A 14,008-nucleotide genomic window follows, 5' to 3' on the forward strand; every position below is an offset into this window, starting at 1 on the left:
GCATCGCCGGACTGCGGCAGGCCGGGAGGGCACCCGAACGGCGGTACCGGCGTGACGCCGGACGTCGAGCACCTGCTGCGCACCGAGGCGCCGCAGGTCCTCGGTGCGCTGGTGCGGCGCTTCGGCCACTTCGACATCGCCGAGGACGCGGTACAGGAGGCCCTGCTCGTCGCAAGCCGAGCGTGGCCGACGGACGGCGTTCCGGAGAACCCGCGCAGCTGGCTGATCCGGATCGGGTACCGGCGGATGGTCGACCTGCTCCGCACCGACCAGGCCCGACGCCGTCGCGAGCGGCACGCCGGCATGAGCGAGCTGGCGATGCGGGACCCGATCCGCCAGGCAGGCCGTGCGCAGGAAGCCGACGACAGTCTCACGCTCCTGCTGCTGTGCTGCCACCCCGCGCTGAGCCCCACCTCCCAGGTGGCGCTCACCCTCCGCGCGGTCGGCGGCCTGACGACCGCGGAGATCGCACACGCGTACGGGACGAGTGAGAACACCATGGGCGCCCGGATCAGCCGCGCCAAGCAGCGACTGGCCCGCGCCGGCGCCCGGTTCACCCCGCCGACCGACGCCGACCGCGACAGCCGGATGAACGCCGTCATGCAGGTGCTCTACCTGATCTTCAACGAGGGCTACACCGCCTCCACCGGAGACGAGCTCTCTCGCGTGGACCTCACCCGCGAGGCGATCCGGCTGACCCGCATGCTCCGCGACTCCCTGCCGGACGACCCCGAGGTGACCGGGCTGCTCGCTCTGATGCTGCTCACCGAGTCGCGGCGCGCTGCCCGTACCGACGGCGACGAACTGGTGCCGCTGGACGAGCAGGACCGGACACGGTGGGATCCCGAGCTGATCCGCGAGGGCACCGAGCTGATCGACAGCGTCTGGCGGCGGTGCGAGGTCGGCACGTACCAGTTGCAGGCCGCGGTTGCGGCCGTGCACGCCGCGGCCGCGTCGCCGGACCGCACGGACTGGCCCCAGATCGCGGCGCTGTACCTGGGACTGGAACGGCTCAGTCCGACCGCGCCGGTACGGCTGAGCCGGGTGGTCGCAGTCGCGCACGCGTACGGGCCGACCCGGGGGCTGGCACTGCTCGACGACCTCAACCGGGGCTACCACTTGGACGAGGATCCGCTGACCCGGCAACGCGAACGCGCGATCCGCGCACATCTGCTTGAGATGACCGGTGACACGGCCAGCGCGGCGGCGCGGTACCGCGAAGCAGCCGCTCTGACCCATAACCAGTTCGAAGAGCGGTACCTCCAACGCCGAGCCCACCGCCTCGGCTGACCGATCGTCGGCCGGCGTCCGCTCATCGGCAGAGCCCTGAGCGGCTGATCATGTTCCGGAGGCGATGTAGGCAGCGAGGATGTAGTTGGGGTGCCGGTCGAGGTTCTTACGGGCGCGGTCGTAGCGCGTGGTGGTTCGCGGGTCGGCATCGTGTGGTCGCTCATCAGCAGCAGGCGCAGCATGGCGGACGCGTTTGCCACGCCCTGGTGGGCCAGCGCAGCAGCACGGCGGACATCAAGCCGTGGCGATAACCGGCTGGGCGAGAAGCCCAGCGGAAGTCGAGTACTGTGATCGGGATTGACATCCCGGCCACCCCACGCACCGACTCCGACCCGGGCGGATGAGGCTCTCGTCAGCGTCAGCGTCAGCGTCAGCGTCAGCCCGTCTCCGCTCGGATCGCCGACAGCATGACGTCACGGGCCGGTACGGGTGAGTCCTCGGTGATGCGGGTGAGCCCGGCGAGCCCGACCCCGAGCATGAGGATCCGCCAGGCGGCCGTTCGCGCATGCGCGGCGTCGGAGTCCGCGGCCAAGACGGAGGCGAGGACGTCGGTCAGCCGGGTGAGCGTCTCGACGTAGCTCCTCGCGACGAGGGGCCGCTGCTGCGCGTGTGCGTTTGCCTCGGCCCACCGCGCAAGCGCGTGCCCGTCCCCGTCGGTGCTGACGAGGTCGGCGAAGAAGAGCACGAGGGCGTCGTACGCAGAGAGGCCCTGGATCTCGTGCTCGTACTCATCGATCTGCTGCGCGGCGTAGAGCCGCCAGGCCTCCCCGGCGAGCTCGTCGGTCGACGCGAAGTGGTGGTGGATCTGGCCCTGCGACCCGCCAAGCTCGTCCGCCACGATTCTGGCCGTCACCGCACTCAAACCGTCGCGCCCGACCACGGCGGCCGCCGCCTCCACGATCGAGCGGCGCCGCTCGGCACGCGCCAGATACGCCATCATCCCCTCCCTCGTACGCTTCGCGGAGTGCTCGACACCGAGCGTAGGAACGACACGGTACGCATGCGCAGCCCCTCCCTGCGCGCCTGAATGATCTCGTCGAGCGGTGGGTCGAGCGGCCCGAGGACGGGGACGCTGTGCACCTTCGTGACGCAGTCGAGGTCGGTGCACACGAGGATGCCGAGCGTGCTCAGCCGCTGGCGCTTGTCCGCGGAGGGGCGTGGCGCGGCGAAGAGGGCGACCTCGTTGAAACGGCGCATGAAGTGGCACAGCGAGCACATGACCGCTCGCCCGCCGAGCTCAGCCCGGTTCGGATTCTGGCGGAGCAATGCGCCCGACGCCGTGCCGTCGATGTCGGTGACCAGGTAGGCGCGCAGTGGTGCTCGGGGATCTCGCCACCCGAGGTAGTCGAGCTTGTCCCACGCGACCTCGTCGAACCTGGCCGGCAGACGCACCTTGCTCCCGACCGCGTCCAGGTTCATGATCGCACCCCGAACCTCGTCCCGGCTCATGGCCCGCACGACGTCACCTCCTGAAAAATTCTGTACACAGTTACAAATTGTAAGTGGGTACAAGTTCACCGTCTAACGATTTCCGGCGCGAGCCGCCGCCCGAACTTCCTGCCCCGCTCGGTAGGAGCCAGCCTCGTCGCCCCCTGCGCCCGCCCGCACACCCGATCCGGCTGCAGGGCCGGAGACCGCCGGTCGACGCACGCGGGGACTCACCGAACGGGTCGATACCGCCTCGCCCGGACCCCGCCTCATCAATCGTTGGCGGACACCACCGCCCGCCTCGCGGTCACATCGTTCGGCGTCGCGGTCATCGGCCGGCGAACCGAACCACGATCCGCTCCACCGCTACTCGACGGGAGATCACGCTGTGCCCCCGTCCGTCCGCGGCTTCCCGGTTCACCGCCGTGGTGCGCTGGGCATCGCGAGCCCAGCCGGCCAGCCGCGAAGCCCGGCCTGCGAAAGGGGCAGCGCCGCCGCAGCGCGTAGAGCGCCGCACTGGCCAGCGCTACCGAACGGCCCTCAGTGCCGACGCCGACCCAGCGGTGGTCACCGGGTGTATCCGACTACGGATCAGAAGGTTAGGGGTTCGAGTCCCTTCGGGCGCACTTCACGATCAAGGCCGTGACCAGCGGAAACGCTGATCACGGCCTTGATCGTTTCCGCGCCTTGGGACAGATTTTCCCAAGGCTTAGAATCTGGTGCTCCGATGGTGCTCCGTAGTCGCTGTGTCGACAGCGCGCCCGTCGGGCATAGCAAGAGAACCGGCTGCGCGTCTGTCGAGGTAGAAGAGGCTGTCCCGGCCCGGGTGGTACTCGTATCAGGGCTGGCGGTGTGGTGGGGAGGCCGATGCTTACGAGGGCATCTCCCAGCGGCGGGGGCACAGCAGCACCCGCAACGCGACGGATGCCTGTTGGGGGACGACGCCGTTGCCGAGGACCCGCAGCGCGCCGGTGCGCGGTAACGCGAGCGCCGGGTCGGTGACGTGGCCGGTGTCCAGGCCCATGAGCCATTCCACGAACGGCGGTGCGAGGACCGGTTTGCCGTGTCGCCCGGTTGGGTCGGCTCCGGCACTGGACGGCCGAGCAGTAGCTCCCAGCGTGCCACCGCCGCGGTGTAGACGCCCCACCGGTCGACGTCGGGGTGGCCCAGCCCAACCACGGTGGTGCGTAGGTCCGCGCCGCCGTCGCCGTGGCGGCCGGGTCCGCGGGAGTCGGAGGCGCGGGGGGTGGGCAAGGTCCGGGCCGGTACCCGCACGGCCGCCGACGGCAGGGTGAGGTCCCCGTGCGACCCGCGTTGCCCGGGGCAGCCCTTGGTGCCGTCGCTGGCCTTCGGGGTGGGCAATAGCACCTGCGACAGCGGCGGTCGCCACCCGGATCCGGCTCGCCGGCCCGGGGTGCCGGTGTCACTGGCCCTGGGCGTCGGCAGCAGCCGGGCCGCGTCGGTCAGGGTGCGGCCCGCGTGTCCGGTGGGTGTGATCCGCGCGGCGGTGACATTCGATCAACGGGATCAGGTGGCGGGTGCGGACGGGGTGTCCGTGGCGTGATCTGCCGCCGGAGTACGGACCGTGGCAGACGGTGTATGGGCTGTTCAGGCGGTGGCAGCGCTCGGGGGTGTGGTCGCGGATCCTCACCGCGTTGCAGGCCAGGGCGGACGCGGCCGGCTTGGTCTGCTGGGAGGTCAACGTCGACTCGACGATCTGCCGGGCTCATCAGCACGCCGCCGGCGCCCGACGCGACGGCGACGCGCAGCGGGAGCCAGCCGGTGGGGTGGTGTCTGAGCCTGCCGATCACGGACTCGGCCGGTCCCGCGGTGGCCTGACCACGAAGATCCACCTGGTGTGTGAGCAGGGCCAGAAGCCACTGTCGATCCTGGTCACCGCCGGGCAGCGCGGGGCTCGCCGCAGTTCGTGCCGGTGCTGCGGGGTATCCGGGTGCCCCGGCTGGGACCAGGCCGACCACGGCAGCGGCCGGTTCGGGTGCGCGGCGACAAGGCGTACTCGTCGCGGGCCAACCGTGAATATCTGCGCCGCCACGGGATCAAGGCCACCATCGCCGAGCCCGCCGACCAGGCCCGCAACCGTAAGAAGCGCGGCGCAGCCGGTGGCAGGCCACCAATGTTCGACGTCGAGGACTACAAGGCCCGTCACGCCGTGGAGTGCGGCATCAACCGGCTCAAACGCCACCGGGCCGTGGCCACCCGCTACGACAAACTCGCCGTCCGCTTCGAAGCTGCCGTGCACATCGCCGCGATCAACGAGTGGCTCTGACCACCGAGCAACACCTCATGCGAAGCTGAGCCCGCTGACCAGCAGAGCAGGGAGACACCGGATGGCCGCCGACTACTACTACGCCGACACCGAGAACGGCGACCACATCGACGACCCCTCCGAAGACGCCCTGTTCATGCTCATCGACGAACTGAACCACGCTGACAACACCTTCGTCACGATCAACCCTGCCGACGACGACCCAGCCTGGTACGCCTCAATCTCACTGCTCGACGACGACACCTACGAAGTCGAACGCCGTGACACCCACCAGCACATCCACGACCTCACCACCGAGACCGACCCCGGCCACATCGCCAGGGACCTCACCATCTGGCTAGCCGGCCGCCACTACCCCAACCGACCAGCCTGAACCTCAGTCCGTACTTCTGAAACAGGCCCTAGTCCTGGCCCCGCCCACCACCGGCCAGCATGACCAGCTGCTCGTCTCGCCACCCCGGCTTCTCACGTCGTAAGGAGGACCTGGGCACGACAAGCCAGACAGCGAACCTGTGCCATCCGCCATCGATCCGATCGAACGTGAGCCATCCCCGTGCTCTACTCCTTGAGAGACAGAAGCCTCTCGGCTCGTCCACCTCTCGTGAGGAGGAGCTACGTGCGGAACGCTGGCGATCGTGACACCGCCCACCGAGTCCCCGTTTCCGCGTACGTGGTCATGCTGGGTTGGCATGGCCTGGTGATCGTCGCCTACTTCTTCCTCCTCGACCGGCAATCTCACACGAGGGTGAATTATGACTACTCACCGTGGGAAGAAATGTGGATCTTCGGGGTCACCGTCGGCGCACCAGTACTCCTCGGCACCCTGCTGACTGGCGTGATCCTGCTCCGGAGGCTTCTGGCGAGAAGCCGGATCAACGGCATCGTGCTCGGTACCGCCGCCGCCTCGCCGATGCTTCTGTTTGTGGCGGTGGCCGCCGGTCCTTTCCTGCGCTGAGGATCCGAGCTGCTCGGCGGCCCGGCGTGGCCGACGCTGGCGATGCTGGCCGAGGTCGACGGCATCGGCCTGAGCGACATCGGCGAGCACGACAATCGTGGCCAACACCAACGAGGGCCTGGCCGCCGCTCGCGCACGGGGGCAGCGCCGCGGCCGGCCACAGGCGATGACGCCGGAGAAGGTGGCGTACGCGCTGCAACTGCTCGCCGAGCCGAACCGCACGATGACCTCGATCGCCAAGCTGCTTGGCGTATCCCGTAGCACTCTGTACGGCGCGCTGCCTGGCCTCATTCCGGCCCAACACGAACAGGTCGCCCTGGGAGACCGGCGAGCCAGCCGAATCATTCAGGATCTGTAGTGAGGTACGCCTCTACGATGTGGGTGAGGAGTCTTCGTGGCTGGTGTGAGTTCTCTCTGGGCGCACAGCCCTGTTCCTGGCCGTACCCAGCGGCATTCTCTTGCCGAGCATCTTCGAAGCCCCGCGGAGTTGGCGCGACGGTTCACCGTTTCGTTCAGTGGGGGCGACGTGGCGTACTGGCTTGGTGCGCTGCATGACGTGGCTTCTCCGCCGTGAGGGCTGTCTCGCCAGCAGAGGCAGGACGGCTATACGAACGAGAAGACACGTTCCCCGGGTCCACGACCGCAGCCAGAACCGCTCCAGGAGCGAGGGCCGGGTCATCAGCGCGGATTGTCTCGGCCTCGAAGGTGGCGAACCCAGTGCCACTGATCCGCAGGCGGAGCTTCAACCCGGGGTCCTCCTCACCAAGGTAATTGGACACGGTCAGGATCTCCGCCGTTGCGGCGACACCGGTAGCGGCGAGCTGGCGCGCGTCGCGGCGCGAGCGAGTGACCAGCCGCAAGCCCCAAACTCCGAAGCCGCCACCGACGATCGTCGCCAGTAGGCCCCCGACGAGCAGGCCCCAGTAGTCTGCGGCAGCCAGGATCCGGCCCTGCGACACGACGACGAACAGCAGGGCCGGTCCGGGCAGACAGATCGCCAAGAACATCACTCGGCAAAGCAGTGCGCCGATCGGACCAATGCGCGTCTCCGCCTCTCGGGGTGCAGTCGTCACCCCCACAATCTAACGACCTGGTGCACGGTTGCGATCCCTTGAGCGTCGATGACGGTTGTTTGTGCCATGACCGATGCTGCGATCTGATGCCTCCGCGACCTGGACGCGGAAGCGGAGGCGATGTCTACGCGTTTCTGGGAGTCCTTCGCCCGTTACGTTCGTCCGGTCCTGGACAGATTCACGACGCGGCACCCCAGGTCACGGGCGTACGGTCGGATGCGGTCGCAGATAAACGGTGAGCTGATCGTGTGGAAGCGAGCCGGACGAACTCCGCGCTGCTTCAGCGGCGAGTAGCCGCCGGACGCGGTCTACTACGCTTGGTCACCGGCCACCCGGCCCGCTACGTGCTGTTCGATCTGGTGGCAGCCGCCGAAGGTCGGCCCGGCCTGTACGCCTCCGTCGGTCTGAGCACCAGCGGTTACAGGTCGTCGCCGTCGAACCAGTCGTCCTCGTCGTCGAGGCGGCGGGATGTGCTGCGGTGGCGACGGTCCTTAGGGGTGACGATGTCACCGAAGTCGTATTCCGCGTGTGCATCGGCAATACCGAACGTGACGCGCGGGTCTAACGGGTGCTCGCAAACGATCGGTTCGGTGCCGTCGTAGTCGACGAGTTCCCAGGTGCTGCCGTAGGCGTCGACGAGCTCGCAGGTCAGATCGTAGACATCGCCGGTGGTGGGATCGGTCCAGCTCGTGGGGAGTTCGGAGGCGTACCTGTCCGGTGTGACTGAGCCCAGGTCCCGGTGAACGTTCAGGTCCCAGACCCGGACGCGCTCGCTGGCACTCGCCGCGAGCACGATCGTGCCGCCATGCCGGGTGCCGCAGGCGATCGAGGAGATGATGCCGATGTCGCGGCCGTCGAACAGCGGTGGTCCGAGCTGTAGGCGTCGTCGGACGTCCCACACCCGCACGTCCTTGCCGCCGCTGATCGCGACGATCTGCCCGGATACCTTGGCGAGTGCGACGGCATGCACCCTGCTGTCGTGACCGACCAATGTCGCCGCCGGTCGGTCGGGATCGTCGAGATTCCATAGCCGGACGGTGCCATCCCTGCCGCCGGAAACGGCGATCGGCCGGCTGCCGAGGACCCCGTATGCGACCGCCTCGACCTCGGAGTCGTGGCCGCGGAGCGGCTGGCCAATCTGCTGGCACCGGTCGAGGTCCCAGATTCGAACGGTGTGGTCCTCGCTGGCGGTAACGGCGATCGGGCGGCCGTGCATCGCCCCACAGGCCACGGATCTGATGACGGAGGTGTGGCCGCGCATCGGGCCGCTGAGCCGCCTTCCGGTTGCCGCATGCCAGACCTGTACGGTCTGATCGTAACCACCGGTTACCGCGATTAGCTCGCCGTTGAGCTGTGTGCAGGCGACATCACAAAGACCCAGGTTGACGCTGGTGTGGCTGAGCTGCCGTCGCTCCACCAGGTCCCACACTCGTAGACCACCGCCGACAACGACCGCCACCGGGCGCTCCCTCATTACCCCGTATGCGATGCCTCCCCACACCGAACCAACGTCCGGGACGGTGAACGGGTCGCCCATCTGCTGATGGTCGTCCATGCTCCAGACCTGAAAGGAGTGGTCGCCGAGGGTGAGCGCGACGCGGCGGCCGTCGACGAGTCCACACACGACACGACGGATGCCGGCTCCGCTCAAGGGCGGGACGATCTGCGGGCCGAACCGTCGCGGTATCCGTGGATTCACCCCTGGCATTCATCCTCCGCAACGCCGATCAGGAGAAGGAGAATACCGGCTCACCGCCGATGCGGTATTGGCCTGGGTCTGTGCGGGAAAGAGAGCTGCATGACCTGGCCCGGCGCAGCCGTTGGCCGGTGTCGTGCGGGATTCCGGCTTGCCGGAGGCCTGGATCTGCGCGGGCGTTATTCGGGATCTCGTTCGCAGTGAGCGGTATGGCGACGGCGGCGCCCCTTCACGGGTGCGGGACGTCGAAGTCGTCTTCCTCGACCCGACAGACCTGAGCCGCGACAACGACGACCGGGTCACACCGAAGGCTGGCGACGACCTGGCGGGAGCCAGTGGGAGGCGAAGAACCAGCACAGCACCCGTCGCGGCCCGGTTACGTCCGGCGGGCGCCGTGGCGGGGCGGGCCTGCTGTGCTGGCTCGGTGGTCCGGGACAGCAGGTGGAAGGCGCGGTCGGGGGCACTGGTGGAGGGATCAACTCCGGTCTGCTGGCCCGGCGGCTGGACCGGCCGCTACGCGGAGCACGTCTGATGTTTTGCGGCCCTCCCGGGCTGGGTAGTGGCCAGGCTGCAGGGCCAGCCCGGCCACTACGAGGGGACCCGCGCTGCCGTCGTGCCATAACCAGAGGCGTTTGAGATCGGGCATGACTCGCACGCCAAGTTGGTGGGCCATCGAGTCGATGGCCTCGATCGTGGCGGACGGGCGTAGTGACTCGTAGGTCGCTGGGGCCTGTTCCCGCAGCCACCGCTCCAGCCTCGCTCAGACTGACGATCATCGACACGGACCCCGACCCGCTGATCATCGCGTTGACCGTCGCCGAGATTCGCCGACTCCTCAACGCCTTCGTCCTCGACGTGGCGCTACCGCCGGAGCACACCCTGCGCTGGTCAATCTGGCGGCGAACATCCCAAGCCCGAGCCCGCCGATCCCACTATCAGCGCAGACAGGCCAAGTGACGTTGGAATATTAGCCAGGCTCCCTCGCCTGGCAGACCCGGGGTGGCGGCTTATCGCCATAGTTCAGTTCCGGGCAGTAACGGAGCGTGGGCTTGGGGGAGACGGCCCATTCGTATCGAGCAGCCTGGTAGCCCATGAATGTTGTGCGTCCGCAGCAGCGGAAGTATCCGCCTGCCTCGTCACGCAGCTCGTAGCTTTGGGTCACCCCATCGACCTCAAGGTCGACGCGCAGGTAGTAGTTCCACCCCCCGATCGGAAATTTTTCGCCGACCGACTCGGTGCCGGACAGGTCGACCAGCAGCCGGATCGTCTGCCCTGGTACGAGCAGGTGCGGCCCGCCGAGGTCGAGGATGTCGGGCGTGGCCGTGGGGGCGGGAGGTTCTTCACGGCAGGCCACCTCCACCCACGGGCCCTGCTCCCGCTCCCGGGCAATCTGCGCAACCGGCACAGCCACGACTCTGTGAACCGCCACGTCTACGCGGCGCTCGCCGCGAATGGTCAGTAGGTGGAGGGGTTCGAAGCCGACGGGGACGGCACCTCTGCGCTGTGCCCACGAGGCGAACTGCTGGCAGTCCCGTACCTGCGATGGTGGGACCGTCCGAGCCTGCGCCTCCGCGACTTCGAGGGCCAGCTCGCTGCTGTTCCGGGTGCCCGCGAGCGTGGCGGCCAGCGAAACCCCGTCGGCGCTGCTGGCTGTCGGACCGGCGGAGGACGGGCTGCCCGTGGGTGCCGCCTGGGGCGGCAGCGCCGGGCGGTCGTCGTCGCCATCGTCGCGTAGGGCTTGGACCACGGCAAAAGTCAGTGCCCAGGACAGCGCAAACGTGGCGAGTAGCACGGCGCCCCGGCGCCTGGCGTTCATATCAGCGGCTCGAAAGGGCCGGGGCCGTCGTATACGAGGCCCATCTTCGCCATGCTGAAGTAGTAACGGTCCTGGTAGTGGCGGGCCAGGCTGGTGCTGCGGAACGGCTGCCCATCGTGATCGACGGTGACCACCCGCTTCTCGCCGTCGAGGTCGAGGTCGAGGTCGATGACCCACTCGTGGTACGACCGGTCTGTCTGAGCCTGCACATCGATCGTGATCGGTTCACCCGGCGCGAGGGTTAACGAACGGTCGTCGACATATGCCCCGCCGAGTCGCTTGTCGGGTCCGATGACCCGCGCGACGCTGTCGGGCTCGTCCAGGTCAAAGCCGATCTTCAGCGGCTCCCCGTCGCCCTGGCTTTGCTGGAACACGTACGCGTGCGGCAGGGGCGCCGAGCGACGCAGCACCCGGGCCCGGATCTGGGTGACGAAGACCGGGGCGGCCCACTGCCCGACCACCGAGAGCCGTACCCGGGTCAAAAGTCGGTACGGGTGCTTATCGCTGGTACTAACAACCGCGTCGATGCCGCGTTCGGTGGCGATTTCCGCGAAGGCTGGCGTGCCCAGCCGCTGTCGGACCTCAGCTGTCAGGGGCGCGACTGCCAACCAGATCTTCGCCTCGTCGGACCGGTCGTAGTAGTAGGCATTCAGCGACAGCGGGGCTTTCCGGCGGGCTTCCTCACGCTTGGCGGCCTCTACCGCACGATCGTCGCGTATTGCCTGCGCAGGTGAGGTGAGTCGATCGTCCAATTCGGTGACCAGTGCGGTGAAGATGGCGGCTGCGGCCCCGCCACCAGCCGCCCAGAGCAGGTTCCGGCGAGAGAACACCGTGTTCTCCTCCCGCATGGGCGGGTCGCCCGCGCCACCCTGCGTTTCATCGTCCTGCCGGGGTGGACCGGCGCGGTCGGCGCGGCGTTCCTGTCCCGTCGCCGGGGCGCTACTGTCCGGTTGCTCCGTCGACGGGACTGAGGGCGGCTTCTTCCGACGCCGACCTGGCCGTTTACTGGGCTTGGACGACGGCACGTATCCCCCTCAAACAACGACCAGCGCGAAAGCGCGACGCTCTTGACCATCGAGTACCAGGGCGGAAGGCCCTAGTAACAGTGCAGAATACAATAACCCGGCAAATGTTCGGTTCGCCCTCACAGCGGGTCTACGTGTGGCCCACAGCCACCGCGCGATCTTCGGTTGTCCGCAGAGACCACCGATGATCGACCCGGTGGCCGTCCTCATGCCTACGCCACGCCCAATGCCGAAACCAAGTGACGTTGGAGTATTAGGCGGGCTGAGGACAGGAGAGTCGACAACGCTGCTGAGCGAGATGGCCTTTGTGCTCTACTCCGGGAGCGGCGAAGAGCGCATCGCGGCGTACCTCGCCCGCGCTGGCATCGGCTCCCACGCTGGCACTGATTCGGTGACGCGGTTATGTCGATGAGCTGTCGGAGCTTGAGTGCCGCAGCTGTGGTGAGTTGGGGTGGCGTCGGTCGCGGACGTAGACGACGGCGGGTTTGCCGGCAGTTGACGCGCCGCCGATCCACCTCGTTTCTTGTCATCGGCCGCTGCCTCGGGTGGTCAGGGGCCGTCAGGTGGGCGTGCCTAGATTGATTTTCAACTCGTGCGGCGCGGGCGGGGAGGGGTGGAGGTGTTCGGTTTCGCGAGCGAAAGGGGGCACCGACGAGTCCGGCGGTGCCCCCTTTCCGGGGCCGGTGTTACTCGCTGACGACGACTATCCGACGTCGCCGGGCGAGGAAGAACAGTGCTGCGCCGATCGCCACCGCACCGCCGCCGATTCCGCCAATGAGCGCCGCGTTCGCCCCGGTGACCGGCAGGCCACCGCCGCCACCGCCGCCACCGCCGCCACCGCCGCTGACCGTGACGACCAGCTTGACCTCGTTGTTGGCCGGGTTGGACTCGGTGCTTTCCGGGAACGATCGGACCCGCAAGGTGCCGTTGTCACCCGGCGTGGAGATGATCCGGAGCTTCATCTTGCCCTTGACGCCCTGGTAGCCGGAGGCCTTGGCCGGGAACTCACCCTCGGTGCTGCAACTGACCTCGGGCAGTTCCTTGGCTGGGCGGCCGTGCTCGTCAAGGAAGTAGCACCAGGGCCCGTCGTACTGAGCGTCGTTGACCAGCACGGTGCCGGTCGGTGCCTTGAACGTCCAACCGGCCCCGCCGTCGGCCGGGCCGTTGTTGATCACCGTGTACGGAATCTCGACGATGTCGCCGATGCTGCCGCTGACCGACCCGGCGGTGACAGCGAAGTCGTGCGTGTTCGGCTTGGTCCAGATGGCGAAGCCGGCCCAGTTGTTGTCGGTGTTGCCCTCACTTCGGGCAGCGATCCGGGTGGTGGGCTTCAGATCGGCGATCGCGTCCGCGAACTTCTTGCCGGACGATCCCTTGCGGGTCAACTTTGTCGGTGCCCGCTCGGACTCAAGGTCGTCAACGAGGCCGACCTGAACGGATCCGCTAGTCTCCTCGGGGCCGCGTAGGTTCTTGCCGAACGCGGCGTGGAAGAGCGACTCGCCGGTCTCGTCGACGAAGACGAGTCCTTCGCCGACACCGAGCGGGTCCAGATCTGGAGGTGCCGGGCAGGTGACCACATTGGGGCCGTACACGTAACCGGCGGGGTGCTCCCCCGGCCACCAGTCCCGGTACTCGCAGTCCGAGTACTGCTCGACGATGCCGGCGCCCGTGGGCACCGAGATCTGGATGTACCAGTCGCCAGTAGCTGTGTCGCCGTCGTTGTAGATCGCAGCCGCTACCGGACGCACGTCACCGCCGCCGACGCGGTCGTTCGCGCTGTTGATATCCGCAGTGGACGCGACCAGATCAGGGCCGCTCGCCACGATCGTGACCTCGAGGTCACCACCGCCGGTGTATTCGGCGCCGTCCGGGCCGAAGGCGCGTATCGTGCCCTTGACCGATCCGGCGGGGCCCGGCTTGGATTGTTGCTTGCTCTTCAGTTCGAACGCGTGCAACCACTCGGTGTGCTCCGCGGCCAGGCCAGAAAGTTCGCATGTGACGATCTGGCCGCCGAGCTCACAGTAGTCGATCCAGTCCGGCACACTGACATTGACGCCACGCAAGCCACTGACATCGAATGTCATCGTGACGTCACGGGCCGGCTCGTCGCCCCAGTTGTAGGCGTAGGCACCGATCAGTCGACCACTGTTGTCGACTGCACCGTGGGTGTCGTAGGAGATCTCAAGCTGCGGCCCTGCGGCCAGCGCGGGAGAAGATATCGAAGCACCGACGGACGCGGCGACGATCAGCGCGGCCGCGCCCGCCGCTAAGCGGCTCTTAAGGGAGGACATGAGGCTGGAAGCTACCTGACCGACCACGCCACACGCACTGAGCCTGCCACGCGACAGGTTGGTTCCTGTCCGTAGCGCAACTGGTGCCCGGAGTCGCCTGCCGTTGATCGCCTCACGTTCTGTTCGCCCCCGGGCGGACAAACATAC

At 67.9% G+C, this 14,008-nt stretch carries 13 protein-coding genes and 1 pseudogene; 6 read left to right on the forward strand and 8 right to left on the reverse strand.

Translation table 11 applies throughout. The features are described from left to right. The first annotated feature begins 51 nt into the window (after nt 1-51). Nucleotides 52-1,290 (forward strand): RNA polymerase sigma factor, encoded by a 1,239-nt coding sequence (locus DER29_RS16105; RefSeq protein WP_121398067.1) that lies wholly within the window; start codon nt 52-54, stop codon nt 1,288-1,290. A gap of 376 nt (nt 1,291-1,666) precedes the next feature. On the opposite strand, the gene DER29_RS16115 is transcribed toward DER29_RS16105, so the two are convergent. The 3 genes from DER29_RS16115 to DER29_RS35390 form a co-directional block, all read right to left on the reverse strand. Continuing rightward, nucleotides 1,667-2,227: a TetR family transcriptional regulator gene (locus DER29_RS16115; RefSeq protein ID WP_199729324.1), complete on the reverse strand. Its 561-nt coding sequence runs from the start codon at nt 2,225-2,227 to the stop codon at nt 1,667-1,669. Continuing rightward, nucleotides 2,227-2,739 carry an FBP domain-containing protein gene (locus DER29_RS16120; RefSeq protein WP_255421057.1) on the reverse strand — a complete coding sequence of 171 codons (513 nt, stop codon included), beginning with the start codon at nt 2,737-2,739 and terminating at the stop codon, nt 2,227-2,229. Before DER29_RS16120 ends, DER29_RS16115 begins: the two co-directional genes overlap by 1 nt. Nucleotides 2,740-3,589: 850 nt before the next feature. Next, nucleotides 3,590-3,742 carry a hypothetical protein gene (locus tag DER29_RS35390; protein ID WP_158619035.1) on the reverse strand — a complete coding sequence of 51 codons (153 nt, stop codon included), beginning with the start codon at nt 3,740-3,742 and terminating at the stop codon, nt 3,590-3,592. Between the two features lie 493 nt (nt 3,743-4,235). On the opposite strand from DER29_RS35390, the pseudogene DER29_RS16130 reads away from it, so the two are divergent. The 4 genes and pseudogenes from DER29_RS16130 to DER29_RS16145 form a co-directional block, all read left to right on the forward strand. Continuing rightward, nucleotides 4,236-5,005: pseudogene (locus DER29_RS16130) on the forward strand (IS5 family transposase); the annotation flags it as partial. A 61-nt stretch (nt 5,006-5,066) separates the two neighbouring features. Next, a complete protein-coding gene (locus DER29_RS16135) occupies nt 5,067-5,378 on the forward strand; it encodes a hypothetical protein (protein WP_121398071.1) in 312 nt (103 codons plus the stop codon). A gap of 243 nt (nt 5,379-5,621) precedes the next feature. Continuing rightward, nucleotides 5,622-5,960: a hypothetical protein gene (locus tag DER29_RS16140; protein ID WP_148710067.1), complete on the forward strand. Its 339-nt coding sequence runs from the start codon at nt 5,622-5,624 to the stop codon at nt 5,958-5,960. A gap of 97 nt (nt 5,961-6,057) precedes the next feature. Beyond that, entirely contained in the window at nt 6,058-6,318 is a 261-nt protein-coding gene (locus DER29_RS16145; RefSeq protein WP_233599841.1) for a helix-turn-helix domain-containing protein, read from the forward strand. A 154-nt stretch (nt 6,319-6,472) separates the two neighbouring features. Here the strand turns inward: DER29_RS16145 and DER29_RS16150 are convergent, their stop codons facing one another. Continuing rightward, the gene (locus DER29_RS16150) at nt 6,473-7,033 is read right to left on the reverse strand and encodes a hypothetical protein (protein WP_148710068.1); all 561 of its coding nucleotides are present in this window, start codon (nt 7,031-7,033) and stop codon (nt 6,473-6,475) included. A gap of 418 nt (nt 7,034-7,451) precedes the next feature. Continuing rightward, nucleotides 7,452-8,684 carry a WD40 repeat domain-containing protein gene (locus tag DER29_RS16155; protein ID WP_199729326.1) on the reverse strand — a complete coding sequence of 411 codons (1,233 nt, stop codon included), beginning with the start codon at nt 8,682-8,684 and terminating at the stop codon, nt 7,452-7,454. Nucleotides 8,685-8,865: 181 nt separating this feature from the next. Here DER29_RS16155 and DER29_RS16160 point away from each other — a divergent pair, with 181 nt between their 5' ends. Next, nucleotides 8,866-9,261, forward strand: coding sequence for a nucleotidyltransferase family protein (locus DER29_RS16160; RefSeq protein ID WP_233600066.1), 396 nt, complete (start codon nt 8,866-8,868; stop codon nt 9,259-9,261). 435 nt (nt 9,262-9,696) lie between these two features. Here DER29_RS16160 and DER29_RS33920 read toward each other — a convergent pair whose 3' ends face one another. The 3 genes from DER29_RS33920 to DER29_RS16180 all read right to left on the reverse strand — a co-directional run bounded on the left by DER29_RS33920 (nt 9,697) and on the right by DER29_RS16180 (nt 13,861). Further along, a complete protein-coding gene (locus DER29_RS33920) occupies nt 9,697-10,134 on the reverse strand; it encodes a hypothetical protein (protein ID WP_148710069.1) in 438 nt (145 codons plus the stop codon). Between the two features lie 407 nt (nt 10,135-10,541). Continuing rightward, complete coding sequence (locus DER29_RS16175) at nt 10,542-11,393, reverse strand: hypothetical protein (protein WP_121398079.1); 852 nt, start codon at nt 11,391-11,393, stop codon at nt 10,542-10,544. 863 nt (nt 11,394-12,256) lie between these two features. After that, nucleotides 12,257-13,861: a hypothetical protein gene (locus DER29_RS16180; RefSeq protein ID WP_121398080.1), complete on the reverse strand. Its 1,605-nt coding sequence runs from the start codon at nt 13,859-13,861 to the stop codon at nt 12,257-12,259. Nucleotides 13,862-14,008 lie beyond the last annotated feature (147 nt).

The sequence above is a fragment of the Micromonospora sp. M71_S20 genome (assembly GCF_003664255.1).
Lineage (GTDB): Bacteria > Actinomycetota > Actinomycetes > Mycobacteriales > Micromonosporaceae > Micromonospora.

Coding starts and splice junctions, on each gene's coding strand:
- DER29_RS16115 (WP_199729324.1), bottom strand. CDS start 2,227: ATGGCGTATCTGGCGCGTGCCGAGCGGCGCCGCTCGATCGTGGAGGCG.
- DER29_RS16120 (WP_255421057.1), bottom strand. CDS start 2,739: ATGAGCCGGGACGAGGTTCGGGGTGCGATCATGAACCTGGACGCGGTC.
- DER29_RS35390 (WP_158619035.1), bottom strand. CDS start 3,742: ATGGGCCTGGACACCGGCCACGTCACCGACCCGGCGCTCGCGTTACCG.
- DER29_RS16135 (WP_121398071.1), top strand. CDS start 5,067: ATGGCCGCCGACTACTACTACGCCGACACCGAGAACGGCGACCACATC.
- DER29_RS16175 (WP_121398079.1), bottom strand. CDS start 11,393: ATGCGGGAGGAGAACACGGTGTTCTCTCGCCGGAACCTGCTCTGGGCG.
- DER29_RS16180 (WP_121398080.1), bottom strand. CDS start 13,861: ATGTCCTCCCTTAAGAGCCGCTTAGCGGCGGGCGCGGCCGCGCTGATC.